General features: G+C 51.2%; 34 protein-coding genes, 1 tRNA gene and 2 pseudogenes. 10 read left to right on the top strand and 27 right to left on the bottom strand.

The window, feature by feature from the left end:
* Together ACRCWW_RS17020 and stpA are read left to right on the top strand one after the other, a co-directional pair.
* On the top strand, nucleotides 1–81 hold an 81-nt coding region (locus ACRCWW_RS17020; RefSeq protein ID WP_259293634.1), incomplete at its 5' end, for a hypothetical protein.
* 274 nt (nucleotides 82–355) lie between these two features.
* Nucleotides 356–754, top strand: a complete 399-nt coding sequence (stpA, locus tag ACRCWW_RS17015) for a DNA-binding protein StpA (protein WP_438683456.1) — start codon at nucleotides 356–358, stop codon at nucleotides 752–754.
* A gap of 36 nt (nucleotides 755–790) precedes the next feature.
* Here the strand turns inward: stpA and ACRCWW_RS17010 are convergent, their stop codons facing one another.
* Entirely contained in the window at nucleotides 791–970 is a 180-nt protein-coding gene (locus ACRCWW_RS17010) for a hypothetical protein (protein WP_438683455.1), read from the bottom strand.
* Between the two features lie 155 nt (nucleotides 971–1,125).
* Between ACRCWW_RS17010 and ACRCWW_RS17005 the strand changes: the two genes are divergently transcribed.
* Nucleotides 1,126–1,284 (top strand): YqaE/Pmp3 family membrane protein, encoded by a 159-nt coding sequence (locus ACRCWW_RS17005; RefSeq protein WP_404658812.1) that lies wholly within the window; start codon nucleotides 1,126–1,128, stop codon nucleotides 1,282–1,284.
* A gap of 52 nt (nucleotides 1,285–1,336) precedes the next feature.
* Here ACRCWW_RS17005 and ACRCWW_RS17000 read toward each other — a convergent pair whose 3' ends face one another.
* The gene (locus ACRCWW_RS17000; RefSeq protein ID WP_438683454.1) at nucleotides 1,337–1,609 is read right to left on the bottom strand and encodes a GNAT family N-acetyltransferase; all 273 of its coding nucleotides are present in this window, start codon (nucleotides 1,607–1,609) and stop codon (nucleotides 1,337–1,339) included.
* Nucleotides 1,610–1,858: 249 nt separating this feature from the next.
* Between ACRCWW_RS17000 and ACRCWW_RS16995 the strand changes: the two genes are divergently transcribed.
* The 3 genes from ACRCWW_RS16995 to ACRCWW_RS16985 all read left to right on the top strand — a co-directional run bounded on the left by ACRCWW_RS16995 (nucleotide 1,859) and on the right by ACRCWW_RS16985 (nucleotide 2,628).
* Nucleotides 1,859–1,934, top strand: a tRNA-Thr gene (locus tag ACRCWW_RS16995).
* Between the two features lie 150 nt (nucleotides 1,935–2,084).
* Complete coding sequence (locus ACRCWW_RS16990) at nucleotides 2,085–2,363, top strand: hypothetical protein (protein WP_438683453.1); 279 nt, start codon at nucleotides 2,085–2,087, stop codon at nucleotides 2,361–2,363.
* 16 nt (nucleotides 2,364–2,379) lie between these two features.
* Nucleotides 2,380–2,628 carry a putative hemolysin gene (locus tag ACRCWW_RS16985; protein WP_438683452.1) on the top strand — a complete coding sequence of 83 codons (249 nt, stop codon included), beginning with the start codon at nucleotides 2,380–2,382 and terminating at the stop codon, nucleotides 2,626–2,628.
* A 31-nt stretch (nucleotides 2,629–2,659) separates the two neighbouring features.
* On the opposite strand, the gene ACRCWW_RS16980 is transcribed toward ACRCWW_RS16985, so the two are convergent.
* Together ACRCWW_RS16980 and ACRCWW_RS16975 are read right to left on the bottom strand one after the other, a co-directional pair.
* Nucleotides 2,660–2,890 carry a (4Fe-4S)-binding protein gene (locus tag ACRCWW_RS16980; RefSeq protein ID WP_438683451.1) on the bottom strand — a complete coding sequence of 77 codons (231 nt, stop codon included), beginning with the start codon at nucleotides 2,888–2,890 and terminating at the stop codon, nucleotides 2,660–2,662.
* A gap of 100 nt (nucleotides 2,891–2,990) precedes the next feature.
* Nucleotides 2,991–3,857: a hypothetical protein gene (locus ACRCWW_RS16975; RefSeq protein ID WP_438683450.1), complete on the bottom strand. Its 867-nt coding sequence runs from the start codon at nucleotides 3,855–3,857 to the stop codon at nucleotides 2,991–2,993.
* A 189-nt stretch (nucleotides 3,858–4,046) separates the two neighbouring features.
* Between ACRCWW_RS16975 and ACRCWW_RS16970 the strand changes: the two genes are divergently transcribed.
* Entirely contained in the window at nucleotides 4,047–4,382 is a 336-nt protein-coding gene (locus ACRCWW_RS16970) for a DUF1294 domain-containing protein (RefSeq protein ID WP_438683457.1), read from the top strand.
* A 35-nt stretch (nucleotides 4,383–4,417) separates the two neighbouring features.
* Here ACRCWW_RS16970 and ACRCWW_RS16965 read toward each other — a convergent pair whose 3' ends face one another.
* From ACRCWW_RS16965 to ACRCWW_RS16955, 3 genes are all read right to left on the bottom strand, one after another.
* Nucleotides 4,418–5,488 (bottom strand): ABC transporter ATP-binding protein, encoded by a 1,071-nt coding sequence (locus ACRCWW_RS16965; RefSeq protein ID WP_438683449.1) that lies wholly within the window; start codon nucleotides 5,486–5,488, stop codon nucleotides 4,418–4,420.
* Nucleotides 5,481–7,250: an ABC transporter permease gene (locus ACRCWW_RS16960; protein WP_438683448.1), complete on the bottom strand. Its 1,770-nt coding sequence runs from the start codon at nucleotides 7,248–7,250 to the stop codon at nucleotides 5,481–5,483. Before ACRCWW_RS16960 ends, ACRCWW_RS16965 begins: the two co-directional genes overlap by 8 nt.
* A gap of 127 nt (nucleotides 7,251–7,377) precedes the next feature.
* On the bottom strand, nucleotides 7,378–8,469 hold the full coding sequence (locus ACRCWW_RS16955) for an ABC transporter substrate-binding protein (protein ID WP_438683447.1): 1,092 nt from the start codon (nucleotides 8,467–8,469) through the stop codon (nucleotides 7,378–7,380).
* A gap of 400 nt (nucleotides 8,470–8,869) precedes the next feature.
* Here ACRCWW_RS16955 and ACRCWW_RS16950 point away from each other — a divergent pair, with 400 nt between their 5' ends.
* Together ACRCWW_RS16950 and ACRCWW_RS16945 are read left to right on the top strand one after the other, a co-directional pair.
* Entirely contained in the window at nucleotides 8,870–9,364 is a 495-nt protein-coding gene (locus ACRCWW_RS16950) for a molybdopterin-dependent oxidoreductase (protein ID WP_438683446.1), read from the top strand.
* 17 nt (nucleotides 9,365–9,381) lie between these two features.
* Nucleotides 9,382–11,310, top strand: coding sequence for a putative bifunctional diguanylate cyclase/phosphodiesterase (locus ACRCWW_RS16945; RefSeq protein WP_438683445.1), 1,929 nt, complete (start codon nucleotides 9,382–9,384; stop codon nucleotides 11,308–11,310).
* Nucleotides 11,311–11,348: 38 nt separating this feature from the next.
* Here the strand turns inward: ACRCWW_RS16945 and catA are convergent, their stop codons facing one another.
* The 9 genes from catA to ACRCWW_RS16900 form a co-directional block, all read right to left on the bottom strand.
* Entirely contained in the window at nucleotides 11,349–12,026 is a 678-nt protein-coding gene (gene catA, locus ACRCWW_RS16940) for a type A chloramphenicol O-acetyltransferase (RefSeq protein WP_438683444.1), read from the bottom strand.
* 101 nt (nucleotides 12,027–12,127) lie between these two features.
* Nucleotides 12,128–12,829 carry a response regulator gene (locus ACRCWW_RS16935; RefSeq protein ID WP_438683443.1) on the bottom strand — a complete coding sequence of 234 codons (702 nt, stop codon included), beginning with the start codon at nucleotides 12,827–12,829 and terminating at the stop codon, nucleotides 12,128–12,130.
* Nucleotides 12,807–14,450, bottom strand: a complete 1,644-nt coding sequence (locus ACRCWW_RS16930) for an ATP-binding protein (protein ID WP_438683442.1) — start codon at nucleotides 14,448–14,450, stop codon at nucleotides 12,807–12,809. The genes ACRCWW_RS16935 and ACRCWW_RS16930 overlap by 23 nt, the downstream gene beginning before the upstream one ends.
* 157 nt (nucleotides 14,451–14,607) lie before the next feature.
* Nucleotides 14,608–15,084 (bottom strand): WbuC family cupin fold metalloprotein, encoded by a 477-nt coding sequence (locus ACRCWW_RS16925; RefSeq protein ID WP_438683441.1) that lies wholly within the window; start codon nucleotides 15,082–15,084, stop codon nucleotides 14,608–14,610.
* Between the two features lie 98 nt (nucleotides 15,085–15,182).
* Nucleotides 15,183–16,208: an ABC transporter ATP-binding protein gene (locus ACRCWW_RS16920; protein ID WP_438683440.1), complete on the bottom strand. Its 1,026-nt coding sequence runs from the start codon at nucleotides 16,206–16,208 to the stop codon at nucleotides 15,183–15,185.
* A gap of 1 nt (nucleotide 16,209) precedes the next feature.
* A complete protein-coding gene (locus ACRCWW_RS16915) occupies nucleotides 16,210–17,784 on the bottom strand; it encodes an ABC transporter permease (RefSeq protein WP_438683439.1) in 1,575 nt (524 codons plus the stop codon).
* 25 nt (nucleotides 17,785–17,809) lie between these two features.
* A complete protein-coding gene (locus tag ACRCWW_RS16910) occupies nucleotides 17,810–18,826 on the bottom strand; it encodes an iron ABC transporter substrate-binding protein (protein ID WP_438683438.1) in 1,017 nt (338 codons plus the stop codon).
* 260 nt (nucleotides 18,827–19,086) lie between these two features.
* Nucleotides 19,087–19,533: a nuclear transport factor 2 family protein gene (locus ACRCWW_RS16905; protein WP_438683437.1), complete on the bottom strand. Its 447-nt coding sequence runs from the start codon at nucleotides 19,531–19,533 to the stop codon at nucleotides 19,087–19,089.
* A gap of 152 nt (nucleotides 19,534–19,685) precedes the next feature.
* Nucleotides 19,686–19,949, bottom strand: a complete 264-nt coding sequence (locus ACRCWW_RS16900) for a helix-turn-helix domain-containing protein (RefSeq protein WP_438683436.1) — start codon at nucleotides 19,947–19,949, stop codon at nucleotides 19,686–19,688.
* 94 nt (nucleotides 19,950–20,043) lie between these two features.
* On the opposite strand from ACRCWW_RS16900, the pseudogene ACRCWW_RS16895 reads away from it, so the two are divergent.
* A pseudogene (locus ACRCWW_RS16895) lies at nucleotides 20,044–20,396 on the top strand (helix-turn-helix domain-containing protein).
* Between the two features lie 252 nt (nucleotides 20,397–20,648).
* Here ACRCWW_RS16895 and ACRCWW_RS16890 read toward each other — a convergent pair.
* The 11 genes and pseudogenes from ACRCWW_RS16890 to ACRCWW_RS16840 all read right to left on the bottom strand — a co-directional run.
* Entirely contained in the window at nucleotides 20,649–21,362 is a 714-nt protein-coding gene (locus ACRCWW_RS16890; RefSeq protein WP_438683435.1) for a hypothetical protein, read from the bottom strand.
* Nucleotides 21,363–21,414: 52 nt separating this feature from the next.
* Entirely contained in the window at nucleotides 21,415–22,242 is an 828-nt protein-coding gene (locus tag ACRCWW_RS16885; protein WP_438683434.1) for an abortive infection family protein, read from the bottom strand.
* A 313-nt stretch (nucleotides 22,243–22,555) separates the two neighbouring features.
* Nucleotides 22,556–23,374 (bottom strand): hypothetical protein, encoded by an 819-nt coding sequence (locus ACRCWW_RS16880; RefSeq protein WP_438683433.1) that lies wholly within the window; start codon nucleotides 23,372–23,374, stop codon nucleotides 22,556–22,558.
* A 3-nt stretch (nucleotides 23,375–23,377) separates the two neighbouring features.
* Nucleotides 23,378–23,626, bottom strand: coding sequence for a hypothetical protein (locus ACRCWW_RS16875; protein WP_438683432.1), 249 nt, complete (start codon nucleotides 23,624–23,626; stop codon nucleotides 23,378–23,380).
* Between the two features lie 260 nt (nucleotides 23,627–23,886).
* Nucleotides 23,887–25,062: an Arm DNA-binding domain-containing protein gene (locus tag ACRCWW_RS16870; RefSeq protein WP_438683431.1), complete on the bottom strand. Its 1,176-nt coding sequence runs from the start codon at nucleotides 25,060–25,062 to the stop codon at nucleotides 23,887–23,889.
* The gene (locus ACRCWW_RS16865) at nucleotides 25,017–25,226 is read right to left on the bottom strand and encodes an excisionase (protein WP_438683430.1); all 210 of its coding nucleotides are present in this window, start codon (nucleotides 25,224–25,226) and stop codon (nucleotides 25,017–25,019) included. The genes ACRCWW_RS16870 and ACRCWW_RS16865 overlap by 46 nt, the downstream gene beginning before the upstream one ends.
* Nucleotides 25,216–25,377, bottom strand: a complete 162-nt coding sequence (locus ACRCWW_RS16860) for a hypothetical protein (protein ID WP_438683429.1) — start codon at nucleotides 25,375–25,377, stop codon at nucleotides 25,216–25,218. Before ACRCWW_RS16860 ends, ACRCWW_RS16865 begins: the two co-directional genes overlap by 11 nt.
* Before the next feature lie 7 nt (nucleotides 25,378–25,384).
* Entirely contained in the window at nucleotides 25,385–25,531 is a 147-nt protein-coding gene (locus ACRCWW_RS16855) for a hypothetical protein (protein WP_438683428.1), read from the bottom strand.
* Complete coding sequence (locus tag ACRCWW_RS16850; protein WP_438683427.1) at nucleotides 25,524–25,757, bottom strand: hypothetical protein; 234 nt, start codon at nucleotides 25,755–25,757, stop codon at nucleotides 25,524–25,526. The genes ACRCWW_RS16855 and ACRCWW_RS16850 overlap by 8 nt, the downstream gene beginning before the upstream one ends.
* Complete coding sequence (locus tag ACRCWW_RS16845) at nucleotides 25,750–26,091, bottom strand: hypothetical protein (RefSeq protein ID WP_438683426.1); 342 nt, start codon at nucleotides 26,089–26,091, stop codon at nucleotides 25,750–25,752. Before ACRCWW_RS16845 ends, ACRCWW_RS16850 begins: the two co-directional genes overlap by 8 nt.
* A pseudogene (locus ACRCWW_RS16840) lies at nucleotides 26,072–26,186 on the bottom strand (IS630 family transposase); the annotation flags it as partial. The gene ACRCWW_RS16845 and the pseudogene ACRCWW_RS16840, both read right to left, overlap by 20 nt.

Below are 26,186 nucleotides of genomic sequence, written 5' to 3'. Positions count from 1 at the left end.
GTTGCGGAGGCAATGGCCATGGTGCGAGCGCTGAACAAAATGACGAAAGCAGGTATGCCAGAAAGCGTGCGTATTGCCTGAAAACACAACCTGCTTCGGGGAGACTTACCCGAAATCTGATTTATTCAACAAAGCCGTTATTAGGGTCTGCAGGCAGTGTACTGATTTATTCAATAGGGGGAAATAACGAATGCGGATGTTAAATGTTTCGTGTGGTGTCGTCAGCCAATCTATTTTAAATAACATTAAAATGAAAAGGTGGCGCTTGATTTGCGGGTGGAAAAAATGGTCTGAATATAATACACTTATTCCCGCCGTGCCATTTTAGTTCGTTGCAAAGGAATTTAAAAAATATATGTCTACCATGTTACAGAAACTTAATAATATTCGTACATTACGTGCCATGTCGCGTGAATTCTCCATTGACGTTCTTGAAGAAATGCTGGAAAAGTTCAGGGTTGTGACTGAAGAAAAACGTGCAGAGGAAGAGAGCCTGCAAGAAAGCCTGGCTGAGAAGCAGAAAAAAATTAATGCTCTGCTCGAAATGATGCAGGCTGATGGCATTTCACCGGATGACATTCTTGGTAAATCAGCGGGAGGGGCAAGCACCCGTAAACGCGCTGCTCGCCCGGCGAAATACCGTTACACCGACCTGGACGGGGAGCAAAAAACCTGGACCGGCCAGGGACGTACGCCGAAGCCGATTGCCAAAGCGCTGGCTGAAGGAAAATCACTGAATGATTTTCTGATCTAATGCAGAAACGGTGAGGAGAAGTCCTCACCGTTTTTATCAGCACACACCAAAATCATCATCTTCGTGATAGAGCGACACCTCTGCCGCGCTCAGCGTGTATTTCTTTCCTTCTTCATCACTGGCCGCAACGGTCACAATCTGATCGCCGCGTATTTCTATAATCTTCATTTTTGGGCCGCCGAGTTTAGGCTGCACCAGATCGCCCACTGAATACATTTTCTTCTCCTTAGTGTTTCTCCGGATAAAGCGTAGTGCAAAAATCCGTAAAAGGTAAAAGAGGGTAAACCCGATAGAGGAAAATGGCGGCTCAGGTGACAATGGCTATGCTTAGTATTACTACTTTTTTATTTGCCTTATTGCATGGAGTTTGTATGGGTTTCTGGCGTGTTGTTTTTACTATTCTGATCCCGCCACTCGGGGTTTTACTGGGTAAAGGGTTCGGTTGGGCGTTTATCATTAATATCGTGTTAACGCTGCTTGGCTATATTCCGGGTCTGATTCACGCGTTCTGGGTACAAACCCGGGATTAACAGGAGAGAGGGATCGCAGGGCGCTCCCTCTTTGCATGCCCCTCGGATCAAATCAGGCACGGATATCCGCATACTCCGGCGTCGTATCAAATTCATGTTTAGCGAAGGGGCATAATGGGATGATTTTTCGATTCTCCCGGCGCATTCTTTCCACCACTTTTGCCACCAGTTGTTTGCCGACGCCTTGCCCCTTCAGGCTTTCGTCAACATCGGTATGCTCGATGATGGTCAGGTGCTCACCGGTAGGGACAAAGACGACCTCCGCGACCCGGTTGCCCTCGGCATCGTTGACATAAAAGCTGTTATTGCCTTCCAGAATGTTCATTGTTTCTCCTGTAGTGTCCTGGTCAGGGTGAAATTTTACACCTGTAAAGGATAGTCTCTTTGCGGAAAATCGCTTTTTAGATTAAGCGATGTTAACCTATTTGCTTCAGGATCCCTTCAGTTGTATCAAGGCAAATATCTTCAGTGACAGACAGTTACTGATGTCTTTTAATTTTTCCCTCTACCGTATTTAATATTTTTTGGGTTGTCAGGCGGCATATTGCTGATATTATTTTTCTCAGCCAACAGTGCCGGCTTAGCTCAGTTGGTAGAGCAACTGACTTGTAATCAGTAGGTCCCCAGTTCGATTCCGGGAGTCGGCACCAGCGCATTTCGGTAGCAGTAACCAGTATGCGCGGCTAAATATAATCGTGATAAATCGATAATAAAATACTTTTAAACGGTTCATTGCGCAGTAATAACAATTAAAATAACGCGACACCTAGTCAATGATGCCACCGCTCAGGGAAAGAGTTATGCCGTTTGGCATAGGATTGCTGCTGCTTATTTCATTTTCCTCTTGCGGAAATATGCGCTGTATCTCAATCGCAGAAAAAGGAAAGACCACACACCCTCTAAAGATAATGACGTATAAGAGTAAGAAAAATATCGAGCAAGATGATAATATACAGGTGTTGTGGGATTTTTTTGGCAATGATTTAAAACAACACTACAGAGTGAAATATCTTGGTAAGAACGTGTCCCCGAAAAAAGGTAAATTGAAAACAGGGCGCGAGTACGAATGCTTTAAATGATGGAAGAGGGATTTTAATGACCAGCATGGCAAGGACAGGGTGTTTTTTACTGGCGTTAGTCCTGATCAGTGGTTGCCGCTCCCACGATCGACAGGCGAACATTGCAGGGATATCCAACCCGGCTTCGGTCTACTGTACACAGCAAGGTGGGATGCAGGACACGCTCAGGGAGCATGGTGTTAACGTGACGTATTGCCTTTTCCCTTCAGGTGAACGAGTGGATGAATGGACTCTCTATCGGGAAAAAGCCCATCATTTCCAGTGACCTTAAGGATGAGCACGGGTCAGGCAATCCCTCATTTCAGCCGGTATTTCAGTGCACCGCTGGGGCAGGTATCAATAACCCGCTGCACGGTTTGCACATCAACGTTGTCCGTCATAATCCAGGGTTTACGCTTGAGATTAAACAGCTGGCTGTTACCGCGCACGCAGTTGCCGGAGTGCTGGCAAATCTCGGTCTTGAAATAAACGTCGATCTTTTCACCGCTATATAAGCGGTATCCCGCCTCGATCAATTCTTTATCCACGACATTACCTCTGTTTTTATACTGACGTTCAGCGCTAAGCATAGACCTGTGAATGAACAGGGGAAAGGGGAATGCAGGGCAATGCACCCCCGGTAAAGGGCTAAACCAGCTTCAGCAGGACGCGAAGGGGTTTCAGGTTGATGATGAAATGCCATATTTTGTGCAAATCGACTACCCCGGCCAGAGCCAAAAGTGCCAGCGTGATGAGCAGCGTCGCGGCGGTAATCACCAGCATCAGACGCACGATATTGCGCTGCATTTTCATCTGCTGCAGCGTACGCCGCTCTTCTTTTTCATAATCGACGATGGTGGCGATCGACTTAGGCTGGACAAAATAGCGATCGTCTTTTTGCGTCAGATCTTCGGTGATCACCAGGGATTTCAGCAGCAGCGTCACCTTACGGCGAAACTCCTCATTGCGGATGTGGCGGTACCATAACTTGCCATACAGCAGCTCGATAACCTCATCCACCGTCACGCCGGTATTGAGTTTCGACGGCCGTTGCTGGATGTACTCATTCACCAGCAGATTCAGCAGTGAAATGCGGTCACGGCTTTTCAGCTCTTTATTGCCAACAAAGGTCGAAACCAGCGTTCCTTTGCCGCGACTGATTAACGTCTTCAGGTATTTAAGGCGAGTGCGGTAGTGAAAGCTAAAGCCGATTATCCCGTTAAATCTCACCGGGCCATATTTCCGGTGATGGATAATTTCTGGCTGCATTTCATCGAGCCCGGAAAGCGAAATCCGCCGTTTTTCTTTATAGCTGCAGGTGTCGTAATCCCAACGGGCGATCACCACGGTGTCATCATGAAAATCCAGCAGCTGATAGCGGTAATGATCGACATCGACCAGATGGACGGAATAATAGTTGTAAGGATTTCCTGTTCGCGCATCCTGTGTCACTAACAGGGGAAGACGCTTTTTCCACAGCTTCTGCCGTAGAGACGCAAGAGTATTGTCCAGCATAGAGCTTCCACCCGCCTGAGTGCGGAAATAAAAAGGGATGATAAAGAAGATCTTAGTCGAGAGCGTTTAAATGCGACAACCGTGGAGTTGTTTAAAATTAACCTGACGCTGGGCGGGCTGTGCCGCATTGCACTGGCCAGTAAAACGCGGCATATTGCGTTCGAATCGGTGAAAAGGACGTCTGGCACGATGAGAATTAACCTGTTTTGCGCTGTACTGCTTGCCCTGCTTTTGGCGGTCAGTCTCTTTTATTTTCAGTCTCTTGTGGCCTGGTTACTGTCAGTGAATACCCTGACGTGGCTGGTTTATGGCCTGGACAAACACGCGGCGCGCAAAAGCTGGCAGCGCGTGCCGGAAAAAACGCTGCTGCTGTTAGGCCTGGTGGGCGGTTGGGCTGGCGCTTTAGTGGCGCAGGAACTGTTTCGGCATAAAACGCAGAAACAGCCGTTCCGCACCTTGTTTATGCTCAGTGTTATTCTCAACGTGGCGGTGCTGGTGAGCGTTGGATACTGGCGGGCCAGTTAACGTAAAAGGGAGCGGTATACCGCTCCCTTGTTGGATCAGCCTTTCGGGAAGATCCAAAGATGGTTTTCTGGCAGGGCGAGGTGGCAATGCTGCGGATCGCGAACCTCAGCGCCATACGCGCGGATCACAAAATCATCGCCTGAAGTGCGGAACAGGTATTCCCAACGATCGCCGAGATACATGCTGGTCAGCAGCGGCAGCTCAAGCTGATTTTCGCCAGGCCCTTCAACCAGCGTCACGCGTTCCACACGTATGACCGCCGTGCCTTCCTGGCCGCTTTGCACGCCCTCCGCAGCTCTGCCCCACAGCGACCAGCCGCTGCCTTCAATGCACGCTTTGCCGTCCCTCACTTCCGTGATTTTGCCGTGCAGACGGTTGTTGCTGCCCATAAATTCGGCGGTGAACAAGGTTTTCGGCGAGCCGTACATTTCCTGCGGCGTGCCCTGTTGCTCAATTTTGCCGTTGTTGAGCAGCAGAATGCGGTCGGAAATCGCCATCGCTTCGTTCTGATCGTGCGTCACCATCAGCGCGGATAAGCCCAGCTTGATGATCAGTTCCCGCAGGAACACGCGGGCCTCTTCGCGCAGCTTGGCATCAAGGTTCGACAGCGGCTCATCCAGCAGAATCACCGGCGGGTTATAAACCAGCGCCCGGCCAATCGCCACGCGCTGTTGCTGCCCACCGGATAGCTGGTGCGGATGGCGTTTGCCCAGATGCCCGAGGCCAAGCTGATCCAGCACATCCTGCACGCGCTGGGTGATTTCTTTTGCCGGCACTTTGCGTAGCTTCAGCGGATAGGCCACGTTCTCAAACACGGTTTTGTGCGGCCACAGGGCATAGGACTGGAACACCAGCCCGAGGTTGCGTTCTTCGGCAGGCACTTCGCTGCGCGGCGTGCCGTCATACACTTTGTTATTGCCGATGACGATTGCACCCTGTGTCGGCTTTTCCAGCCCGGCAACCGCACGCAGCAGGGTGGTTTTGCCGCTGCCAGAAGGCCCCAGCAATGACACCACTTCGCCGCGCTTCAGGTTCATCGACACACCCTTCAGCACAGGATTGTCGCCGTAGGTTAAATGCAGATTATCGACCGTTAACTCAATCATGTAATTTGACTCCAAAACGAAGGGCAATCCCCAGACCGACCACGACCAGCAGGATGTTGATAAAAGAGAGCGCTGCGACGATATCAATCGCGCCCGCCGCCCAGAGGGAAACCAGCATTGAGCCGATGGTTTCCGTACCCGGCGAAAGCAGATACACGCCGGTAGAGTATTCGCGTTCGAAAATCAGGAACATCAGCAGCCAGGAGCCAATCAGACCGTAGCGAGACAACGGGATGGTGACGTGGCGGGTAATTTGCCCACGCGTCGCCCCGGTGCTGCGTGCCGCTTCTTCCAGTTCCGGCGCCACCTGCAACAGCGTGGAGGAGATCAGCCGCAGGCCGTAAGCCATCCACACCACGGTGTAAGCGAGCCAGACGCTGAAGATGGTGCTGCGAAGCCCGCGCAGCCAGACAATCAGGTTATCGCGCAGCCACTGCGACCACGGCATGCCGGAAAGCCAGCCGGATTTCAGGGCGTTATCCAGCCACATTGGCAGGAACAGGAACACCCACAGGAACGCCAGCCCGGCGAGCAGGCCAGGCACCGCGCGTGGCACCAGAACGCTGTAATCGAGGAAGCGGGTGGTGTTGTCCGGCTTGCGGTGCATGGCGATGCCGATAAACAGATAGCAGCCCACCGCCAGCGCGCCGCCCAGCACGCCAATCGACATCGAGTTGACGATAGCGCGCAGCAGGTTCGGCTGCTGCCAGATGGTGCGGAAGGTGTTGAGCGACAGCTCATCCCAGAGGGACACGCCCACGCCCCAGTTAGAGATAAACGCACGCAGCACTACGCCCAGCAGCGGCACGCCAATCGTCACCGTCAGCCAGAAGGCGACCACGGCACCGGCGACCCAGCGCCATTTACCCAGCGGCAATGCACGAGCCTGGGAGGCTTTGCCTTTCATGGTGACAAAGCGGTTGGCGGTACGCATCAGGCGGCGTTGCAACATCACCAGCGGGATGGTGATACAAATCAGCACCACGGCCACCGCGGCCATCAGGTGATAAGACGGCGTACCGAGTTTATTGGTCAGCTGGTACAGGTAAGTCGCCAGCACCATGTTGCCTTCCGGGTCACCGAGCACCAGCATCAGGCCGAACACTTCCAGCCCGAGGAAAAACAGCAGCACGATGGCGTAGAGAATAGAAGGTCGCACCATCGGCAGGCTGACGGCGGTCATCACCTGCAACGGCGAAGCGCCGGAGATGCGGGCGGCTTCTTCCACATCAGACCCGACGCTACGCAGCGCCGAGGAGATATAAAGATAAGCGTGGGGCACGTGCGTCAGGCCAGCAATCACCACGATGCTCGACATGTCGTAGATGTTCCACGGCACGAAGCCAATCAGCGCTTGCGCCCACAGCGACAGGAACCCGACCGGGCCTGCCGCCACCACGTAACCAAAGCCAAGGACCATCGGGGAGACGAAGATCGGCACGAGGATCAGCGGCTCAATCAGGCGACGGCCTGGCAGGTCGGTTCGCACCATCAAGAAGGCCAGCACGCCGCCCAGTGGAATAGCGATAACCACCAGGCCGAAAGCGAGAATAAAGCCGCTCTTCAGCGCCTTGTAAAAATCAGGGTCGGTGAAAATAAAGCCAAAAGATTCCAGGCTCCACTCTTTGACCGGGGCAAAGAACGGAGCGGATAAGAAGCTCTGTATCACAATGAACGACAAAGGAATGTAGATAACCAGTGTGGTTATTAACACGACGACGCCGCGTGGCAGGCTCTGCCACTTTCTGCTTAATGTACTCATAGAAAATCCCTGGAGTTAACCCAGAATAACGACAGTAGGCCCGGTAAGCGTCAGCGCCACCGGGCATTTATTGCCGGATGCGCTGCGCTTATCCGTCCTACAAAATCACTTTATTTTGACGTAGAGGTTATTTGGCGGCCGCTTCGCGCCACTGTTTGATGTAATCCAGACGTTTTTTCGGTTGCAGGTATTCCAGCAGGCTTTCATCAACCGGGATCGGCTTCAGCGCTTTGCCGAGCATTTTGGTCATGCCGTCGATGTCGTTTTTCCCTTCGATATCGTTACGGATGGACGGGATGTCGGCCTGGTTTGCCAGGATGCTCTGGCCTTTTTCAGACAGCACATAATCCAGCCACAGTTTGGCGGCATTGTTGTGTTCCGCCTGCTGGCTGATGAACGACACGCGAGACAGCACCAGGGTGTAATCCTTCGGATAAGAGATACCGAGCGACGGATCAGTTTTGGCGCGGGCTTCGGCGTAGGAACCGAGGATGTTAAAACCAATCAGATTTTCGCCAGAGGAGACCCTTTCCATCATGGTGCCGGTGGAAGACTGCACGGCTAACCCGCCTTTGGCGACGTCAGCCAGGGTTTTGAAGTAGTTCGGATCGGCTTTGGAATCCTGCACCGAGAGCATAAAGCCGAGGCCAGATTTCTCGATATCGTAGGTGGTGACTTTGCTTTTGAATTTATCGGCCTGGCTGGCGATCAGTTTTGCCAGCGCGGAGTGGGAATCCGGCACTTCATTCGCCGGGATCAGGCGTTTGTTGTAGATAAACACCACGGGCTCATAGGTGGTGCCATAGGCCTTGTTGTTCCAGACGGCCCATTTTGGCAACTGGCCTTGTTCAGGCGATTTGTACTCCTGAGCGTAGTCGGTCGCGAGCTTCAGGGCGGTGTCCATGGAAGAGCTCCAGACCACGTCGCCGCTGCCGCCGCCAGCCGCCTGTTCGCTGATAAAGCGGTTATACAGTTCGGTGCTGTTCATGTCGTTGTATTCGACTTTGATGCCCGGGTAAGTGGCCTCGAAGCCCTGAATCAACGGCCCGGCCGCTTTGGTGTCGGTGGTGGAGTAAATCACCACTTTGCCTTCTTTGGTGGCGGCATCGACCACCTTTTGATAGTCCGCCGGATAGCCTTGCGGCAGGGCCGACAGCGCGGATACAGAGAAAAGCACAGTAGCAGTAAGCACAGAGAGACGGAGTGTTGTGTTCGACATTGTAGTTAACCTTTCAGTTACATTTTATTAGTCAAAACTCAACATAGCGGATGGCGATAATCAGACAATAGGGGGCGGCAGGCAACGTGCCCGAAGTGTGATTGCTGGCCTTTTTTAAGCAATTAACACCATAAAAACCACGAAAATATCGCTGCGTTTATTTGTGCAGAGCCAATAAATAGCTTGTTTTTTGCACAGATGTCACGCTGTTTGGCTTAGGTCAAATAACGGCACCGATCTTTGTTAATCAGCAGAAAAAGAAGGGATTATTTAACTGTTTGATTTTAATTGATTATAATATTGATCAACGGATTGCATTAACAATAGCCCTGGGCCATATATAAATAGCGCAATAACTAAATTATAATTCTTTAACATCCGGTTGAAAGACGAGGTCAGAATGCGATTCATTGTCATGCTGTTAAGCTTTGTGCTCTCCACACAGGTCTGGGCGGGCGAACTTTCCAAACCTGCCGGTAAAGCCCTTTTAACGATCTCAGGTCATATCGAAAATACCAATGACGCTGGCAAAGCCGTTTTTGATCTCGCCAGTCTTGAGAAACTGGGGATGGTCAGCTTCCAGACCACTTCTCCCTGGTATAATGGCCGCACAACCTTTACGGGTATTTCACTGCAAAAACTCATGGATTATGTCGGGGCGAAAGGGACAGTGGTTAAGGTCACTGCGCTCAATGACTACACCACCGAAATCCCCCTCAGTGATTTTAAGAAATACAACGTTATCCTTGCTTTAAAGGTCAACGGAGAATATATGCGTGTCCGTGATAAGGGCCCATTGTTTGTTGTTTACCCGTATGACAGCCTGCCTGAACTCAATAATCAGATTTATTACTCCAGGTCGGCCTGGCAGGTCAGCAGAATGAGTATTGAGTAAGGGGTCAGACGACCAACATGAACAGAATTCTGGCTGGCATCATTTGTTTCCTTTTTCTCTCCACCGGGTATATCTCTTTCCTTGTGCATGAACGGCAGCAGGAGTTACAGAAGCTGACTCACTACGCGGCTTCGTGGTCAGCGGCACAGGTCGTTTCAGAGTATTACCGGTTTGAATCGTTACTGGGTCTTTACGCTGTCGATGAGACGATGACGCTGGATGATGTGCGCATGCGTCTCGACATTATGCTCAGCCAGAGTGACTTGATGAAGCAAGGTGATCTGAGTAGCTACATAGAAAACAGCAAAGCCCATCATGCACTGGCGGTACAGCTTCAAAAGACACTGGATTATCTGGACAGTCATCTTGAAAAAATGAACCGCCCGCAGCTTCAGGCCTACCTGGAAACCATGCACGCGCTTGATGCGCCGCTGGGGCGTTTGTCGTCCAGCGCGTTAGACAAAGACATCAACGCGATCAATGATGCCAACCTCAACATTAACACCCTGTACTACATTTACTCCGCGACGTCGGCGTTGCTGATCATTATGAGTGCGATCCTGGGTGGGCTGATCTTTGTTCAAAACAGAAATATTCTCAAGGCTCACCTTCAGGTAAAGAGCCTTGCTGAAGCACTGCAGGAATCGAAAGAACAGCTGCAGGTCCAGAATGCAAAGCTTGAGTATGACGTCTACCATGACTCCCTGACCGAGATGAATAACCGGCATTTTTTCTGGGAGAATTTAAATGAAACCATCGAGACGGCAGTAAAAAGCAATAGCTCGGTGAGTGTGATGTTGTTTGATTTAGACAGGTTCAAAGAGGTCAATGATACCTATGGGCATGATGTCGGCGATATGTTATTACGCCAGATATCACATCGTCTTATTTCGAGGGGCCTGACGTCAGATTCGCTTTATCGTTTAGGTGGGGATGAGTTTGCCTTTCTCTCGAGTGGGTTGACGGAAAGCAGCGCCGTGTCGCGAGCGCAAAAAATATGCGAGGCTATTAATCATCCCTACACGATTAATAACACGATTATCAATATCACCACCTGTGTCGGCATTGTTCTCTCAGACACAGAACGCCGCTCCGACTATCTGTATAAATTTGCCGATCTGGCGCTTTATGAAGCCAAAAAAGAGGGCGCAGGTAAGATAAAAGTCTTCCGGCAATGGATGCTGGATAAGCTCCAGGAGAGCCGAACCCTTGAGCATGATATGGCCACGGCGTTAGTGAATAAAGAATTCGTGGTTTACTACCAGCCTATTGTGGACTCTTTCACTCAGGACATTTACAGCTATGAAGCCCTTATTCGCTGGATACATCCTCTGAAGGGCCTCCTGTCGCCGGACAGCTTTATTCCGGTGGCAGAAAAGACCGGCATGATTAACGAGATGGGAAAAACGGTGCTTGAACTCGCCTGTCGGGAAGCCGTTTCCTGGGTGGTCCCGGCCAAAATTTCAGTCAACGTTTCGCCTGTCCAGCTCAGCAGCAAAGCCTTTGCCGGCATGGTGCTGTCCATACTGAATGAAACGGGGCTTCCCGCTCAGCGCCTTGAACTTGAAGTGACGGAATCGACTCTCTTTACTGAGAGTTCTATGCCGATGAATGCGCTTAACAAGCTGCGGGCGATGGGGGTAAATATCTCCATTGATGATTTTGGTACCGGTTATTCTTCTTTATCGCGCCTCAGCAGTCTTGCCTTCGATAAAATCAAAATCGATAAGTCCTTTGTGCGTTCCCTGTCGACGCAGCAAGACGCCCTTAATATCATCAGGCTTATCACCGGTATGGCGAAGTCCCTCAACATGAAAGCCGTTGCGGAAGGGGTTGAAACGCAGGAGCAGCTGGAAAGCCTTCAGGCGCTTGGCTGTGATTTTGTTCAAGGGTATTTGTTCGGTAAACCTCAGCCCTGTATCGATGGGAAAATCAAACACGGTTAACGGGATGATGTTCTTTTTACCATGAGGTCTTGAAGGCCTCAGGTATTGAGTGCATTAGAAAGCTGCCGTATGTCATCACACATCTCCTGTAACTCATTGAACAGCCTTGCCAGGTGGAAGCCGTCGCACACGGCGTGATGCACCTGAGCGGCGAGAGGCAGCACGACTTTTCCCTCCTGAGAGGAGTATTTCCCAAACGTGAACATGGGGGCAAAAAAGTTCTGCATATTAGCCACGTTGACATTAAAACTGGTAAAACTTACCCAGGGAATGGCGGACACGAAAAATATATTTTCTCGCGATTCTTCCTTCGGCCAATAAGAGAGATTATCCCCGTAGCGTGCAATATCCTCTGCATAAACTTGCTGGAAGTTCTGAATATTGCCATCGAAGTGACTCCATAATGAAGAGAAGGTCTCCGTTTCTTTATGGAAAATGGTATAGCTTGGATGAACCTCATTCCAGGTGACCAGTTCATTATTCTTCATCGCCATACGAAATTCCGGATGACGGTTTACGACCACAGAAAGCAGGGAAATAATAGTCGGGTAAAACTTCCAGCCCACTTCCTTAATATATTTTAGTAGCGCGGTAATATCGACCAGCACCGTCTGGTTAATGGTACTTTGAGCAAAGGACTGAAACACCTCAAAATGCTCTTTTCTTGCCCAGCGAGCCAGGTCAACAGGCGTATATTCTGCAGGTGTTTTTATCATTTTTTAACCTATAAATGAAAATGGGCTATCTGAGTTCAGTGTAAAATTTTTCAGGCATTAAGCAAATATCCGGCACCCAACCCGTTTTGGTAGTAAGCGCATTATTCTGCGTCGGGCCGCTTGCGGTAGAGCCTGCGAGGGTGCCCGATACTGCCGTACTGAAGTTCTGCGCCAATAAACCCCGTTTCCACGCAATATTCCAGGTAACGCCGACAGGTGGTTTTGCTGATGCCGGTTTGTTCCACCACCTGTTCCACAGACCAGGTTCTGTCTGGATCTTCCGTGAAAGCCTGTCTCACTCGTTCAAGGGTATTCGGTTCAATGCCTTTGGTTGACGGCACGGCTGAATTTTCGGCGGCGGGCAGGTTAAACAGCTTATCCAGCGCGTGCTGATCGACCACTTTTTGCTGGCGTAGCGTGTGCACCAGTAGCATAAAGCGTTCCAGAGAAGCCCGCAGGCGCTGGAAAAACACCGGTTTGATAAGGTAATCAAAAGCTCCGCTGCGCATCGCGTGGCTGCAGGTCTGCATATCGCTGGCGGCGGTAATAAAAATCACCGAACACTCAAAGCTCTTCAGCAACGGGCTGTCGATTAAGTCCACGCCTTGCCCGTCCGGCAGATAGTTATCGAGCAGGATAAGCCTCGGCTGGTGGCGTTGCAGCAGGGCGCGAGCTTGCTCCAGCGTGCTGGCGATCCCGACGACGCGCAGATGAAAATTCTGCTCAATATATTCGCGATGCAGTTCGGCCAGATGCGGCTCATCTTCCACAATGACGACATCAAGCGGCTGGCTGTGAGTCATGAACCTCTCCTGTCTCAAAAGGGATGAACACGGAAAACAGCGTGCCCTGCGGCGTGTTGTCCGTCACTTCAATGCTGCCGCCGGCATTATCGACATAGCCTGCCACCAGATAGAGGCCAATGCCGTGCTCGGCTCCGGCAACCTCTTCGCCCGCCTGTGGTTTACTGGTCACGCCCTGTTCAAACAGGTGCGGCTTGAGGGCATCTTCCACGCCGCAGCCCTGATCGGCGATTTCAATCAGCAGCTCCTGATTACGATCGGAGATATAGAGTTCAACCGGCGCATGGGGCAAAGGCGTTTTCAGCGTGGCATCCACGGCGTTATCCAGCAGATTCCCCACCACCGACATCAGCTCTGTTTCGCTGATCCCTTGTGGAATGCGCATCAGCTGGCACGCTGGATCAAACTGCAGCTCAATGCCTTTTTCCCGCGCGCTGACGTATTTCCCCAGCAGCAGCCCGCACAGCGCCGGAGAGGTAAAGCGCGAAGAGACAAAATCCAGCACCTTCTGCGCGCCTTCCGACTGGGCCTGAATGTAGCGGATCGCATCGTCATAGCGCTGCATTTGCAGCAGGCCGACCAGCGTGGCCGTCCAGTTAAGCTGTTCGTGGCGCATGATGCGCAGGTTGTCGGCGTAGCGCCTGACCTGGCTTAACTGGCTGCTCAGGGTGTTGATGTCGTTTTTATCGCGGAAGCTGAACACCCAGCCGTTGGCCTCGTTCGGCTCAAGCGCAATCGCCACGCGGTTGACGATCATCTGCTTCTGATTGAGCACCATAATCTGGTCGTGCTGCGCCAGGCTGCTGTCGGCGAAAAACGCCGGGGGAAGGTGCACCACCTGATCCAGCGGTTTGCCAATCAGCTTGTCTTCTGTCTGCGTTAAATCGAGCAGCTCGCGGGCTGCCCGGTTAATCAACAGAAGTTGCCGTTCAGCGTTGACGGCAAAAACTCCTTCGTACATCGCTTCGAGAAGTGCTTTTTGCTGCCGCACCAGCAGGGCGATCTCTTTCGGCTCCAGCCAGAACATCTGCTTTTTCACGTTGCGGGTGAACATCCAAGAAAAGAGAAACAGCAGCAACAGCAGCGCCAGGCCATAAAACGCCGCCTGCCACAGTAAACGGGCGTTAATGTTGGCGATGTAAGAGGTGAGATAGCCGACGGAAACAATGCCGATCACCCGATGCTGAGCATCGAAAATGGGCGCTTTGCTGCGCAGGGAAACGCCAATGCCACCTTTGCGCATTGAGATAATGGTTTTGCCGCGCAGCACCTCGGCGTTGTCGCCGCCAATCATCGGCAGATTCAGGCGTTCCGGCGTTTCGGAGTGATACAGATGCTGCTCGTTCACGTCTCCGATAACGATATAGCTGGCATCGCTTTGCGCACGCAGCGGCTGGATCAGGTTCGCAATGCCTTTGGTATCCCGCGCCCCGACTTTCTCTGCCAGCCCCGGCATCAGGGCAATTTCACTGGCCTGTACCCGCGCACGCTGCCCTAAGTCGTGGTGTAACTGCTTGTCGATGACGTGATAAAGCACCCCGCCCAGAATCGCCAGCAGCAGGCAGGAAAACAGCACCAGCGACAGAAAAAGCTTCACCTGAAAAGGGAGTCTGGATTTCATGCGACCTGCAACGAAGAGGGCCAGAGACATGCTCGCAGCCTAACATGCGGGCGGAAGCGTCGGAATCGGGATGTTGCAGAGTTGTGAAGTGGTTTGCGTCTCAGGAAGGGATGTCAGGGGCGCGAAGCGGGGAGTCCACTTCGCGCAGCAGAAGGACTCAGGCTTTGAAACCGCTGTCGCCAATTTGCGCCATTGCAGACCAGCGCAGCAGGTCGACGGTGGCGGGTTCACCTTCAGCCGGAGACCAGGCGGCAAAATCTTCTTCGGCAACCGGCTGATAGCCACCGTGTTTGACTTCAAAAATCACGCCGCCTTTGTCTAAAGAGAGCACCGAGTGCCAGGTGCCAGCGTCCATCTCAACGACTTTGCACTCTTCACCCAGCACCACGCGGTGGGTGACTTTGCCCTGGTCATCAAAGTTCAGCACCAGGAAACGCCCACTCAGCGCAAACAGCAGTTCAAAGGTATGCGGATGGCGGTGCGGGCGGACATAGGTACCCGGCTCCATGGCAATCGCCAGTCGCTGTACCGGGTCGCTTAATTCAGGGTGAAGATTACGGTGAGCGCGTAAACGTGGAGATTTGGCCGCCGCGTCGCTCTGCTGATGCATGTCACTGAGGGTGATAGTTTTCATTTGAGTTGCCTGACAGTTTGCTAACGAGCACGAAGCTCCGGGGCTAAAGAGTAGCAGTAGCCCGGCACGCAGAAAAGTGGGCTACTGTAACAAGTGGCTCAGGCGGCTAAAACGCAGGCGTGACCGTTGACCGCCACGTTGACCGCCGCGCCTTTCTGCCAGTGCTGCTGGCTGAGCGTTTTCACCTGCAACGGCATCGGCCAGCCGGGAGCCGTTAACGTCAGCGTCGAAAGATGCCCGGTAAAATCCACCTCGCTAATCATAGCGGTTGGCTGCTGGTGGGCCGCTGTAATCATCAGCTGTTCCGGGCGCAGCATAATGCGTCTCTCGCCCGTATGCTGAGGATTGCTGACTGAAATATCACCCAGACAGCAACGCGCCACGCCGCCGTTCACCTGCGCAGGGAAGATCAGCGCGTCGCCAAGGAACAGCGCGGTTTCTTCATCCACGGGCTGGGTATAAACGTCGACAGGGGAGCCGACCTGCGTAAAACGGCCATGACGGATCACCGCAATCTGGCTGGCAAACGAGAGCGCCTCCTGCTGATCGTGAGTCACCAGAATGGAGGCCACGCCAGCCTGTTCGAGCAAATCAGCCGTGGCTTTACGCGTGGCGGCACGAAGGCCGGTATCGAGTGCGGAGAACGGTTCATCCAGCAGCATCAAGGCGGGTTTTTGTGCGAGCACCCGAGCCAGCGCCACACGCTGCTGCTGCCCGCCGGATATCTCGTGCGGCCAGTGCGAGGCAAGACGAGTATCGAGCGACACCAGCGCCATCAGCTCCGCCACGCGAAGACGGTTTTCTTCTTTCGACCCTTTCAGGCCGTAAGCGATGTTGTCGCCGACTTTCATGTGCGGGAACAGCGCGCCTTCCTGCGGCACAAATCCAATTCCGCGTTCGTGGGCGGGAATAAACGTGTTCTGATCGAACAGCACTTTTTCGCCCAGCGAGATATGCCCGCCATCCGGAATCTCAAACCCGGCAAGAATGCGCAGCAGCGTGGTTTTGCCAGAGCCGGATGGCCCGACAATTGCCGTTCTGCTTCCGGCTTTCACCTTCAGGCTGATGTCGTCCAGCACCGTCGTCTGGCCAAATGTCTTCGAAATACCCGATAACTCAATCATCTTACAACCCTGCTAGTTTTTGTGACTGCACGTAGAGAATGCCGGTGAGCGGCAGCGAGATAAGGATCATCAGCAGGGCGTAAGGCGCTGCGGCAACATAATCAATTTCGCTGGTCAGCGCCCAGAACCCGGTCGACAGCGTGCGGGTGCCGAGCGGAGAGAGCAACAGCGTGGCGGTTAACTCATTACAAATACCCAGGAACACCAGAGCGGCCCCGGCGGCGGCACCCGGCGCGGCAAGGCGCAGCGTGACGCTCCACAGCGCAACGGCGGGCGTTTTCCCTAAGCTGCGGGCCACGTTTTCCAGTTCGACAGGCGCCTGAGCGATACCCGCGCGCAGGTTGATCAACCCACGCGGAGCGAACATCAGCAGGTAAGCCAGGAACAGCGTGATTTCAGTCTGGTAGACAGGGCGCGCGTAATGAATCGTGACCGTCACCAGCGCCAGCGCGACCACAATGCCAGGCAGCGAGCTGGTGAAGTAATTACAGCCTTCCAGCACCCGGAACAGCGGGCGAGGATGGCGAACCGACAGCCACGCAATCGGCACTCCGGCTAATAGCGTTACCATCGCGCCGCTGCCCGCGAGCACCAGCGTTTGCTGGAGTGACGTCCACAGATTGGCCTGGTTCCAGTTTTCGATGCCGCCAAGCCACAGCCAGCGGCAAAGTACCGCCAGTGGCACCGCAAAGGCCAACAGAATAACGATCAAGGCAAAGACCTGCCCGAAGCACTGGAAAGCCGCATTCAGCTGCCAGCGCTTTTGTTCGCGAGGCGCTCCGGCACCCACTCGTGCATATCTCGCTTTGCCGCGCGTGGCACCTTCCAGCGTCAGGATTGCCAGACAGCAAAGCGCCAGCACGCCCGCCAGCATATTGGCCGCCGGGCCGCTAAACGTGGACTGGAACTGGTCGTAAATGGCGGTTGTGAAGGTGTCGAAGCGGATCATCGCATACAGCCCGTATTCCGCCAGCAGATGCAGCGCCACCAACAGCGCACCGCCCCAAACCGGTAAGCGTAATTGCGGCAGAACAATGCGGTAAAAAACGCGCAGCGGCGGAGTACCTAATGAAGCGGCAACATCTTCAAGCGTGGGATCAAGACGGCGCAGCACAGCGGCAACGGGCAGATAAATAAAGGGATAATAGGCGAGCACTGAAAGAAACACGCCAGCGCCCAGACCGTGAATTGAGGGGACGGCGCTGACCCAGGCATAACTTTGTACGAACGCCGGAATGGCGAGTGGCGCAACCGCCAGCATCGACCAGAGCCGCCTGCCAGCAAGCGTTGTGCGTTCGGTCAGCCAGGCGAGCAGCACGCCGACAAAAACACTGAGCGGAACGGTCACCAGCACTAACAGCAGCGTGTTGCTGAGAAGCTCAGCAACACGCGGGCGAAAGATGAGTGCTTTAACGGTCTCCCAGCCGGTATCAAAGCCGATGTAAACCACAAAGGCAGGCGGGAGAAGCGCCAGCAGTGAGACCATCACTGCCAGCATCACCATCACAGGCGCGGGGCGATGTGACGGCACCGGGCGTGGCGCGAGAGACTTCTCGCTAACATTCACAACGGACATTAAGCACTCACCACAGTCATTTCAATCAGAGCAGGCCAGCCTGAGTCATCAGGTCGATAACCTTCTTGCTGTTCAGCGTGGAAGCTTCGACTTTTGGTGCATCCAGCTCTTTCAGCGGAACCAGTTTCGGGTTGGACGCTGCGTTCACACCGACCGCATATTCAAAGGCATCGTTGGTGCGCAGAGATTCCTGGCCTGCTTTACCGGTGATCCATTTCATAAAGGCCTGAGCCTGCTGTTGATGTTTGCTGGAAGCCAGCACGCCGCCACCCGAGATGCTGACGAATGCGCCCGGATCCTGATGTTTAAAGTAGTAGAGTTTGGTGTTTTTGCTGTTCTCGCCGGTTTTCGCCTGATCAACAAAGCGGTAGTAGTGATAGATGATGCCGCCATCAATCTGACCTGCGTTCACCGCTTTCATCACCGTGCTGTTGCCTTTGTAGGCCACGAAGTTAGTTTTCATCGCTTTCAGCCAGTCCAGCGTCGCTTTCTCGCCTTTCAGGGCCAGAACTGCGCTGACGATAGCCTGGAAATCAGCACCAGACGGGGAAGCCGCCCAACGGCCTTTCCACTCAGGTTTTGCCAGATCCATCAGGGAATGTGGCAGCTGAGCTTCAGACAGTTTCGCCGGGTTGTAAACGAACACGGTGCTACGGGCGGCAATACCAATCCAGCGGCCGTGTTCAGGACGGTAAGCCGGAGCCACCTGAGCAAGCGTTGCGGCATCCAGCGGCGCAAACAACTTGGCGTTATCGACCAGCACCATCGCCGGGGAGTTTTCAGTCAGGAACACGTCGGCAGGGGAAGCGCTGCCTTCCTGCACCAGCTGGTTGCCCAGCTCGCTGTCGCCGCCGTTACGCAGCGTCACCTTAATGCCGGTTTCTTTGGTGAAGCCATCCACCCACGCCTGAACCAGGTTCTCATGCTGCGCGTTGTACACCACGATGCCTTCGTTGTTATCCGCCGCCATTGCCTGAGGCGAAAGCAGCATCGAGGAAGTCATCATCGCCAGCGAGCACAAAGACGATACGCCAAATTTCATAAGTTAATCCTTTATAAAAGTGAGTGTTTTTGCACCAGAGAGGGTAATCAGGCGGATTAAATCACAACGGTCGAAGAATGATAATGAAAGTTATTATCATCTGGATATAAAAAAGGGATATCGGGCGAATTTGGTTTTTAACGGCATAAAAAACCAGTTCGCCAGACAGGACAGAAGGAAAGATTAAAAAAAGCTTAATATTGGGAAAATAGTTGGGTTTTGTGAGGTTGGGTGTTGGCTTCACTGAAGAGTGAAAGCCGTCAGAACATCCCGTTGCTGTTGGCAGAGTGTTCCGGGACAGTCTGGATAACATCCCAATGCTCCACAATCTTGTGCTGCTTATCGAGACGGAAAATATCAATAATCGCCTTCGAGACACCGGGTTCCCGCCCCGTGGTTTCGACATGCAGCACCACATAATCACCATCCGTCAGCACACGCTTAATCTCACTGTGCGAGTCGGGGTATTTTGTTTTCAGGAACGCAATAAACTCCTTAAAGCCCTCTACGCCATCCTTTGCCGTAGGGTTGTGCTGCTTATACTCCTCGCCCAGATAAGGCTTCGCAGCCTCAAAGTTTTTATCATTTAACGCGTAGTGATAAAACTTCAGCACGTTCTCTTTGTTTTGCTGTTCATCGGGGACGGCTGCAAAAGCTACGTTGGCGGCAAGCAGGAGCGTGAGGGGAAGCAGTGATTTCTTGAGCATAAGGTGACCTCGTTGTTAACAACAATACCGAGTCTTTATAGATCAAATAGCGAGAGAGAGTGTAAGGGAAGTGCAAAGTTGTCTGGGGAGAGTGGCGTCCAGACGAGTCTGTTGCTTACAGCACGGGGCAACAAGCCCCGGGATTGCGGATTTCACGAAGCAGAATAAGGCAGTTTCTTAGGTAAACGGGTGTCATGACTGCCGAGATATCGGTCCGGCCAGATAACCGCCGGATGCACATTAAGCGCGTTGGCAATCAGCCACTCACCTTTCGGCCACGGACGATTCAGCGCATTCGCAAGCGTCGAAGACGCCAGCCCAGATTCACGCGACACCCGCGCCAGGCTTGTGCCGCGCTTGCGGAGTGCGGCTATTATGTCGGCTGGGTGCCAGTTTTCAGTTATCGATTTATTCATTACAGATTCCTCAGTAACAGTGATTAATCACGTAATGCTTGAATATTGCTCTGAAATCATCCCATATTCAAGTATTCCTTTAATAGGTAAGGAAGTGCTTGAAGAGGCTCTTGATCCTGAAGCGGATAATTCCTGTACTTACAGAGGAAAGGAATTGAAGCCGTGATTGGTAGAAGACTAAAGATCGCAAGAGTAAGCGCAGACCTGAAGCAAGCTGAGCTGGGCGTACGTGCTGGTCTGGATGAAGAATCAGCCAGCGCTCGGATCAGTTCTTATGAAAAAGAGGTTCACGCCCCAGACTTCAAATTAGTCTGCAAACTGGCTGCGGTGCTCGATGTTCCGGAAGCGTACTTTTACGCCGTAGACGACGAGTTGGCCGAGTTGATTTTGCAGTATCACCGTTACAAGAAGAAGAATCCTGGGAGTGCTTTGATTATTAATTCTTGATGTTAATATTTAGCTACTTCCTCACAATTATAAATTCATCGAGCTTTCAAAATTTTTCTGGGATGCACGTCAGTATTAAAGATATTTGAAACTCACGAAATTGTGGGAAGTATATTTGCTAATGAGTTTTTATGTTGATCCAAGGCCAAAGTGGCCACAGGAGTCATTGCTGATAAATTAAAAGAAATAATAAAGTGATATAAAATAAACATAATGCAATGTCACTTGAAATTTCTGACATTGCACAATGATTTAAATCCTGTTTGATGGGGGGGGAATATGTGGTGGTCTCTCACGAATTAATTTAATGTAGCTGTATTTGAATACGCATATGCTGCTATCTTTTAATGAAATAGCAAAGGCTTTATCTGATATTGAGGATATGTACCTATACTGAGTATTGTTTTCTGATGTACATGGCGAATCAGATTGAACAGTATAAGTATCTTTTCCATTTATTATGTTGTCTGCTTGGGTAAAAGCAGTCATTGCTAAGAATATAGGAGTGAAAATCCCTACAGCTAATACTGTGCTTGAAAGTGGAATTGAGCCGCCTAGGAAATTAGTTTTCAAACCGCTAATGATCATTATGGCAGGGAGGAATATTAGTAAAGCTACTATGGTTTTTTTAATGCCTTCACTTTCATTATATGTTGTTATCATGACGTACAGCATAAATGCACTAAGACATAAATGCATTATGTTATTAATCATTTTTTTGATGTTCGAAAACTTAGTCGTTCTTTTTATGGGTTCAGATTTTTGTGTTCCTGCGTCTATCATCATTACTTGCACCAAGAGGGAAAACACTATCAATATAGCTACAGGAATGGCTACTATATAAATAATCGATGCTAGAAGGTCATATATTGAAACGTATTGCAAAATGTTGATGTTAAAGCAATCCAAAAAATCCATGAATACAATAAGCCATTCCCTATGGCGTAAGCTGAGAGCAATGCCCAAGAGATTCCTGTTAGACTAATTTTCATTTCATCATCACCAATAGAATTAATCCTCAATGCCTATTTGAGTCTTTTTGCTTTTGTTCATCCCATGACTCAAGAATGAACATGGTAAGTGTATGAGCGGCATTTATGGCTAGGCGTGCATGACGAGGCTTGAGGTTATACATTTTCCTTCCAGCGCCATGGGCAGAACTCGCATGAGTTCGAAGTGCTCCGATTCCATCAGTCAAAGAGTACAGACCACTCAAGATTCGCTTGAGGTCTTCATCTTCCACTGCCTTAGTATCAAGTCCAAGAGAATCGCGAACAACTTTCCATAAGCCTTGCAGATCTTGTTTTGCAGGAGTCTGCAACTTCTCGTCAGTAATATAGACTTTGAAGGTTGATTCGAGGATGTTACATGCGGCAGATACAGCTTCTCTAGGGTCAGAATGCAAGTTCTCAAGTGCGCGGGTAAACTCCATTTCAACAGCTGGAGCATTTCGTCTCTGAATAGCCTCTTTCAAAGGTAGAGAAGAAAGTGATGAGCCATTAGTAATCAACCCCCCGGAGACGTATCTCATGCCATAGCGTGCAAGAATGTCTGGAAGTTTCTTTACGAAATCAATTTTCTTTTTTTCCCATTCATAATAAGGGTTTTTGGGAAGTTCAGATTCCATATAGTTTTCAATGAGTCTACCCAGGATTGCTAGAGGGTCATCGCTCTCTTTATTAATACGTCGAAGCCACTCTAAAGCTTTTGCTGGTTTTGAACCGATTGGCGGTTCTCCAGGAGCATCAGCATAGGCAAAGAGACTATCTAAGGTAGCGTGGGTTTCGGCAAGAGCTATAAAGTCCGATACAACGGCGATTACTGGTTGCGGTATGAGTCGTTCCATATCTACTCCGTCAGACATTAAGAAGGTAAGGCTGTGGATGTAATGTGGACACAAGCTAAAAAAAGGGGCTACGTTTTCACGTAACCCCTTGTTTTATTTGGTGGAGCTGGCGGGAGTTGAACCCACACCCGAAAGTAATCTAAGTTCATGATTTATAACAATCCTGCGCCCTGAAATACACCTGCGTGCAGTTTGCGTGCATATTGTTGTCCTCGTAACGTCCTGATTCTGTCCAATATTTTGAAATATTTAGGCGTAGAAGTTGCCTGGCGGGATGGTGAGGCCGAACAAAAAAAGACCGCATTTGCGATCTTTATTTCCGATTTCGACCATACTTCCGTTTGGATTTTCGGTTACTTATTGGCTTAGGCTCTCGGTTATTATCGACCTTTTCATGTATGTCCATATTGAACCAAGAGGCGTGAGACACTTCGTTGAGCGGGAATATTATGCTGGTATCAACATCTTCCAGATCGTTGTAGTCGTTTGAGAAAAGCACTCTCAATGTATCTTTATCTCGATACCCCGACATTATCGGGCTTATTGAAATTTCGAGGTTTGGACCTTGCTTTTCGTTCGGCTCGCTTATCATGTTTACTGTACCAACATAGACCTTTCGGCATTTAAGGCTTACCAGAACAGGCCTATCTTCGGTCGCCGAATCGAAAAACAACTGTCCAAGTGAGCCATCAGAGAGCAGTTTCCCCAACTCATTTAGCCTGATTACTTGCTTTGAAAAGTTGATGCTTTCTTCATCTTTTGGTTCATGGGTGATTAGCCATGCAGCAACGTATATACGAAGCCGGCAGTATTGCAGCCAAAGCCATGCAAGACCGACGGTAGTCACTGACAAAAGTATCAGCCAGGATGTTATACGGTTCTCTTTTGGATCTGAACTGCCATCAATGAGATGGGATAGCCATGTAGCAAAAGTCAAACTTGGGCATAAAAATTTGATTGTGTAGGCCACGATGATCGCAGCAAGACTCGCATAGAAACCGTACGTGGCCACCTTCATGTAAAGAAGTTGGCCATCGTATCGGTGCAAACGGAAGAAGAGTTTTATGTTATGAGATGATGTAACGAGCAGCGAACCACTGACAAGCAATGGTATGATAAGTAGCGCAAACATTAGTTAATCGTCGGTGTCCTTGGTGTGAGTTTTTGCAGCTGCTACAGCTTTTGCATCTTGCTCGATAAATCTACGAGCAGCTTTTCTAAGCCGATCTATCTTCTCTGGATCTGCAGCTGTATCAACAACTACAGCGCCACGCCCGACAACTTTAATGTTCTTCACGCCTGATTTGTTTAAGCGATCAGCCATGGCTTGTCCACCTTTGACAAAGCCGCTTAAACCAAACATCTTCATGACCAGTTCTGACATAAAGACCTCCTTTTGTTGACCTCAAATGCTCCGTTTGAGGTTCTTCTGGCTCCCCCAAAAATCGAGGGCGCGGGATTGTAGCATAACCTACACATCGGTTAAAAGTAGTCCATTTCTTCTATAACTTGGACCATATGTCAAGCGCCAAGTTCACTTCTACCATAGTTGCCTAACGCATAGTTAAGCAACACAAAAAATGCTTCTACCAATTAAAATTATCCGTCACGCAAGTACGCTCATTTGTGAATTTTATGTGATCTCTAAAGCTTAGCTGAATGAACTGATGTGCGACCGTCGTATTCTGCTAGGTAGGATCCGTAATGCCTGAACAGCATTTCTGGCCCCTTGTGGCCCATCTGGCCCGCCAGCCAGAAAAGGTTCACGCCATGGCTAATATGCCGTGTGGCGAAAGTGTGCCGGGTCTGGTAGGGGTTGCGGTAACGCACGCCCGCTTTCTTGAGTGTTGGCACCCAGGCTTTTTTACGGATGGCGTCAGAATTCGCCCAGGGCTCGCCTGTTTTCGGATCGCTGAATATGAAATCGCTTTTCATCGAGGTGAAAGGTTTCTGGTCTTTCAGCGCCAGCAGCGCTTCGCTGTTCAGCTCTACTTTACGGGTACCGGCCTTTGTTTTGGTGCCTTTCAGCACGCCCACAACACTGGCGGCCTGAACGTGCGCTGTGTTCTCGACAAAATCAATGTCGGCCCACCGCAGCGCGCACAGCTCTGAACTGCGTAACCCGGTATTGAACGCGAAGCGAAACAGGTTTTTCCATTCCTGAAACCTGCAGTGCAGGTAAATGGCGCTGGCCTCTGCAGGAGTGAACGGATCCACCTCGTAATCATCGGGGTTCGGCGTGCTGTCGATCACGTGGTACCGGCTGGCGCTGACCAGCGTCACCGGGTTGATAGTCAGCAGGCCATCGGTCACCGCTTCATCAATGGCGCTACGCAGGAACGACAGGTTATTCCTGATCGTTTTCAGCTTGGTTTTCCTGCTGGCAATCCAGTTTTTCAGCACAGCCGGGGTCAGCTCGGCAACGTGCAGCCGGTGCAGCGATGAAAGCGCAGACACACATTTTTCATAGCCGCCGATTGTGGATGGTGACAGGTTGCGGTTCTCGCAGATTTTCAGGTATTCATCGAGATAAGATTTTATATTTTTGGTTTTCTTCACCACCCCGAACAGCTCCAGCTTTTTGGAGTTGGGGAAGTATTTCGAATAGTCGAACGTGCCGCTGCTAATCTGGTTCTGTATTTCCCCCAGCAGGCGGTCGGCATATTTTATGCCGCGGCTGGTGGTGTCCATTTTAGAGAGGGGTTCTCTACACAGAACCCCTTTATAGGTGAAGGTGATAACCAGCGTCGAGCCGGTTTTATGCTGGCGTAAGGTTACGCCTCTTGGGAGAGATAAGGATCCTTGTTCTGCCTTGCCCACTTTGAAACCTCCGATAAATCGATCCAACGTTCTTTTACGCCATCGACTTTTAATACATGGACGCCCTCAACCCACAGCCCCCTTTGTATCCGTTTGTTAACGGCTTCAACCGTTTCGCCAGCCTCCCGGCAGTAGGTTGAAAGTGGTACGCAATCAAGACTCATGACCGACCTCCTGCCCAAATGCCTGGGCATTTTCCAGTTCATTTGCCGCATAAATAAGGGCGTAATGGTGAGCTCGGTAACCCTTTGCTAACTCCTCTTCCGCGCGTTTACGCAGCACATCGATCGCTGATTGATAATCAACATTCTTCATACCTACCTCACACCACATTCAGGCCACGGCAGTGGCACCACACATCAAACATACGTTTAACCACTTCACGGCAGTAAAAGCCGTCACAATCTCGCGTCAGGTCGTAGCGGTTGCCATACCGCTGGTGGACCCACATTTCGAAAGCCTTATGCATCACTCGCCTCCAATTGCTCACGGTGGGCGCGCTTCCGAGGTTTCTTCTTGGCCTCAAAGCGGGGTTTCGCCACTTGTGGCCTGGCGGGTGGCCGCAATGAAATCCGGTTATGGATGAAATAGTTTTTGCGCATGTTCCAGATAATCCATGCCGTCCAGTCGCAACCATCGTCGACGTTGACGGTTGAGCGCACCAGTTCATCATTCAAATCGACCATTTCACCCATTGGCGGCCTCCAGCTTTGCTTCAGCTCGGTTGACGCAGCGCAGGAAGGAAGAGGGGGTGACAATCTCCCGCAGTTCTGCAATGAGATAGCTGTCACGCGTGTGATGCATCTGCCGGTTATGCTCCTTCTCCTGCTGGCGAAGAATGGACAGGCGGGCGGTAATGATGCGTTTCTTCTGTCCGATTGTCCGGCGGGCATTCTCTGCCCGCTTACGCCATGCAAGATCGGCATCGTGCTTTAACAGTTGGCCGTCAATTGCGATAAGGCTTTCTTCGGCCAGTACCAGTTGCTCTAAATAGCTGCGCCTAATACCGCTACACTTTTGCCTGACCATGTTTTCCTCCGGGGAATGGGCTGACTGTTTCCATAAAATGGTGAACTTTTCTCAGCAGCTGCCACATTGTCCGGCACTGATGGTTTCGGGTTATC

This window comes from Scandinavium sp., from assembly GCF_051650185.1.
Classification (GTDB): domain Bacteria; phylum Pseudomonadota; class Gammaproteobacteria; order Enterobacterales; family Enterobacteriaceae; genus Scandinavium.
Note: the sequence above shows the minus strand (reverse complement) of the source record. Positions and strands in the feature narration are given on the sequence as shown.